Here is a 4,479-nt window from a genome sequence, read left to right on the forward strand (position 1 = left end):
ATAGTGACAATAATAATTTCATGGGAATTATATCTCTAAATTGCTAAATTTTTGTCTAGACAAAGGAGACCACCATATACTGTAATTGTTCTCTCATCCCCTTTTTGTTTAGGTGCTAACACCCTTTCCTCTAAAGGTTTAAAATCAAACACGGAATATAGATGCTTTGCTATGTGGTATGGAAAAATATCTAATATATTACTTTTAATATTAATCTCTTCATTATACTTGTCTCTACATTGAAGGTTTTGATCCTTTATTTTAAAATTATATTTTTCATTATATTCTTTTTGATGATCTAAATCCTCTTTTTCTGTCTTATGGGATATTCCTGATAACTTATGATAAACTAATGAATGCATGATCTTTAATACTTTTGCTACTTTTTTGACTATTGATCCTTCATTATCAACAATTCTAATACATGAATCATATTTAGTTTTAATACGTGGCACACTTATTTCTTTAGTGATTTCTTTATGGGAATATACTTCATATCCATGTTTTAATGCTTGTTCTGCATCCTTTTTAGTTTTGTATACACGAATTTCTTCTTTTAGGGAATTTCCTTCTTCAGGGAAAGTAGCATACTTTTCTTGATTAAATAAGGTTAATATTATTCTTGCAATTCCTTCACAAACTATGGTTATGGTATTAACATCTTTTGGATCTAATATTGCTTCAGTAAGATACTGTATACCATAAGTAATATATTTCTCAAATTTAGTACTAAAGTCTGTTTTAGCTTTATTTTTTTCATCTTGTGAGAAATCATTGCAATGCTCAAATTGTTCTATAAGTGTATCATTGTATATTAAGTAATATTCATTACTGGTGGTTGACAGTTTAAATGTTTTAGATTCCTTATCTCTGGATGTAATATTAGAGCTTATTTTCGAATACTGATCTATCGTTAAACAGATACCTTCCTTATTTTTTATTATTGGTTTAATAGATTCTACTATATCATTTATATATGATATATAATCATTCTTTTCTTCTGTTGCCACAATTGTTTCTTTAATGGCTGCTTCTATAAAAGAATATGGGGTTACATGACGCATTTGTTTTGTTGTGCTCCCTAACGTTTTTGGGCGTCCTACTATTGTAGTTTGATTGTCACGTGGATTAATAGGATCATCATTGATTATAATATCAACTAATACGTCCTGACTCATATTTATTTTAAACAACTTTTCTATGAAGTTAGTAATATACCATTTTTGTCTTTTTATAATTTGTAGAGTTTTGGTTTTGGAGATTTCTTGTTGAACAGTTTCCATAGTTTACCACCTTATTTATATTTTTATCTTCATGTATTATCCTAAAAAGATTAAATCTATGATAAGGATTTATATAATCCTTAATTTGTTAGTTTTGATTGAACTTAGTTAATTAAAGCTCCTGGTAAGCCTTTAAAGATCTTAGAACCTAAGCTAGCATATTTTATTTTTGGAAAGCAACAAATTTTTATAATTTAATTTATAGTTAACCCGAACTATGTTCTCTAATAATTACCCTATCCCTGAAATCTCTCGTATTACCGGTTTATCTATTCAGGAGATCAACAATCTGCTTAAATCCTAGTTCTGTAGTCAAAGGGCTTACCCCTTTGACCTTGATCATTCTGTGGTTATTTTTTCTTGTAATTTTTCCATAAGATTGTTGTTGTCCTTAGCTTTAATAAGAGCTTGTAGCTGTTGTTGGCATAAGTGGGCTTTGTTTCGGAAGGTTGAATTATAGCTCAAGCTACTTACTTATCCATGATAGATATCTAAAAGTTAAAAGCATCTTATTGATATACTTCATCGATAAAGATAGTTCAAAGTAGATCAACTGCTTTACTCTCTAACTCCTCTTCTTTTAGTGGTGTTGGTTTTTTCTTACCTAGCTTCTTGATGTTCTTCTGCTGTTTAGATTTTTGGGGTGCAAGATGATTGAGTTCTGAATTTAATCTAGATGAATTAGATAAGTCTTGGGTATTATTAGTACTCTGATTAGACCGATTAGCACTATTATTGCTGGAGCTTATCAGTTTTTTAGGAATAAGTTCAAGATTCTTATTGGGTAGAGATATTGCTAGAATTTGTATTTTGGATAATCTAACAGCCGGCTCAGGCAATAGAGTGTAACACTCACCAACGCTTAAGTTAGCTAAATCTTCTACAGTGACAATATCTTGCTTATGATGCTGTTCGTTATAACTGACTCCATCTCTAAATTCATGAGCACCGAAGCTAGTATTCTTCTGCTGACGCATTAAAGTTTGGCTACCACACATAGAACTAATCATTTTAGCAATTGCTGGCTCAAGATTTCTAAAGAAGAAGGATGTGCCAAACTGCCCGAAGATTGCAGAACCATCATAATGACCATATTGGGAGTAAAGTTGATTTAGAGATTGCATACCAGCTAAGACGCAAGCTCCATATTTTCTACCTTCTGCCATCATAGGTGATAAAGCAGGAAGTTTACCAAGGGCTGGCAGCTCATCGATAACAATCCATACTCTGCGTTTACTATCTATTCCTATTTCCATAAGCTGTGTTAATGCAAGTTCAGTTAAACAAGATATTAGTGGTAAGGTTAATGCACGACTACTGGGTTTGGTTGCTAGAAATAACCATGCTTTGTTTCCTGTCTGAAGATTAGCAAAGTATTGTTTAATTGAAAATGCTCCATTGTCATCGGCAGGCTGTAGGTACATAAGTGGTTTGCTATTTGCTGCCAGTACCGCTACAATAGAGCCAGACGTTTGTTTGGAGTCATTTATAAGATATCTAGCGGCTTCAGTACCTCCTAGTGTGGTTTTTAGATATTCTATATCTGCATGACATGCCATATTTACTACATCTTGTACGGAGGCATTTTTTCCTCTTAAAAATTCAACGCAAGCTTTAAAGACAGTTTCGGCAGCTGTTTCCCAAAAAAGATCAGAGTGACTGCTCGATTGCTTTCTGTTAAAACCTATTAATATCTTGGAAAATCGCTCTAAATCCTCACGAGATTCACAATCTTTCCAAAAGTCCCAAGCTTTGCCTCGTTGATCGAAAGGATTAAAGATAATATCTCCGCGGTGTGGATTGTAGTACTTGGCAATCATCTCCCCAGTTTGATCAATAATAATAGCGGGTTGCTCTTTTGCTTCTACCTGAATCAGTAAATTATGCATGAGATTAGTTTTACCAGCACCTGTTGCACCAGTAATTAACACATGCCTAGTTTCCATATCTTTCACTAGCGGCATATCACCAATAGTTAGATCGCTGGCTTTACCAATTTTACGCAAGCACTTTCTAACTTCTTTGCTAGTCAATATTTTATTGCTACCATCTTTTTGCTTTTCTGCTTTGACATCTTTGCCAAATCTTGACCATAGCAGATAGATTAAAACAAAGATGCCAAACATGACTAGCACAGTAAGAGCTAATCGTATTTTAACAAACTCCCATACTGAAAGGTAAGATGCTCTATAGAATCGTGATTTAAGAATTTTGCGTGGATCAATATCTTTGGCATATAAACCTTTTTTGTCATACTCTCTATATATCAGAACGTTATAATGAATACACTAATATAACCCAATTTAATAAAACAATAACTAACCAAAATTTATTAAACGATATTGAATTAAATTTAAATAATAGTCTTAATCTCTTCTACAATAATTCATACATCAATGCTAGCCCTATTAATATAATAGACGTTCTTAAAACTCAAAAGAATTACCAATCCTTAACACCTTTAGAATTGACGAAAGAGTTACAAAATCATGGTCTATCTTTAGGACAAGCTAATTATATTACGGTTTATAGTACTCAGGGTGGAATAGGAAAAAGCAACATATTACACTATATCACTTCTAAGATAGGGTTTAATGCCTCAACTTTTGTGCATAGGCCCTCTAGCCTATCTCAAATTATTATAGATAATGATCAGAATGTACAATATATTGGAGGCCAATTTATATTATTTGATATTCCACAACAAAAATATTTAGAAGCCTTAAACAAAGAGGTGGGGATAGAGAATTATTTATTTCACCAAAGTCATAATAGAGTAATTTTATATATTACAATTTCTTTAGGTAAGTTAAGGCAAGAATTGACTAAGAAATCATTGAATATACACATTGATGTAGCTAGTGAGGGAGAGGTAGGAAATCAAATTTTGGCAGCATTTAGTTCAATTAAATTAACATGTAAAAATATTGATCCGGGAGATGTAGTAAATAATTATATAGAGTTCTCGGATAAAACTTTATATAGAAATAAATTGGAAGAAAGATATGAGTTAATACATTCAATAATAGAAGATGAAAAAGTAGAAAGTGATAATATTGCTTCTGAAGATCTAGATACTCTTTTAACTATAAGTGCAATCAATATTCCTAATAAAGAAACTATGGTGGTCTCCTTTGTCTAGACAAAAATTTAGCAATTTAGAGATATAATTCCCATGAAATTATTATTGTCACTA

3 protein-coding genes are annotated in these 4,479 nt (G+C 31.8%); 1 reads left to right on the forward strand and 2 read right to left on the reverse strand.

Going from position 1 to position 4,479, the window contains the following annotated elements:
* Window positions 1-35: 35 nt before the first annotated feature.
* Together RiCNE_RS05990 and RiCNE_RS06000 are read right to left on the reverse strand one after the other, a co-directional pair.
* Window positions 36-1,283 (reverse strand): hypothetical protein, encoded by a 1,248-nt coding sequence (locus RiCNE_RS05990; protein WP_094649678.1) that lies wholly within the window; start codon window positions 1,281-1,283, stop codon window positions 36-38.
* 539 nt (window positions 1,284-1,822) lie between these two features.
* Window positions 1,823-3,409, reverse strand: a complete 1,587-nt coding sequence (locus RiCNE_RS06000) for a type IV secretion system DNA-binding domain-containing protein (protein ID WP_094649679.1) — start codon at window positions 3,407-3,409, stop codon at window positions 1,823-1,825.
* Window positions 3,410-3,498: 89 nt separating this feature from the next.
* Between RiCNE_RS06000 and RiCNE_RS06005 the strand changes: the two genes are divergently transcribed.
* Window positions 3,499-4,425, forward strand: a complete 927-nt coding sequence (locus tag RiCNE_RS06005; RefSeq protein ID WP_094649680.1) for a hypothetical protein — start codon at window positions 3,499-3,501, stop codon at window positions 4,423-4,425.
* Window positions 4,426-4,479 lie beyond the last annotated feature (54 nt).

The organism is Rickettsia endosymbiont of Culicoides newsteadi, assembly GCF_002259525.1.
In the GTDB taxonomy this organism is placed as follows: domain Bacteria; phylum Pseudomonadota; class Alphaproteobacteria; order Rickettsiales; family Rickettsiaceae; genus Tisiphia.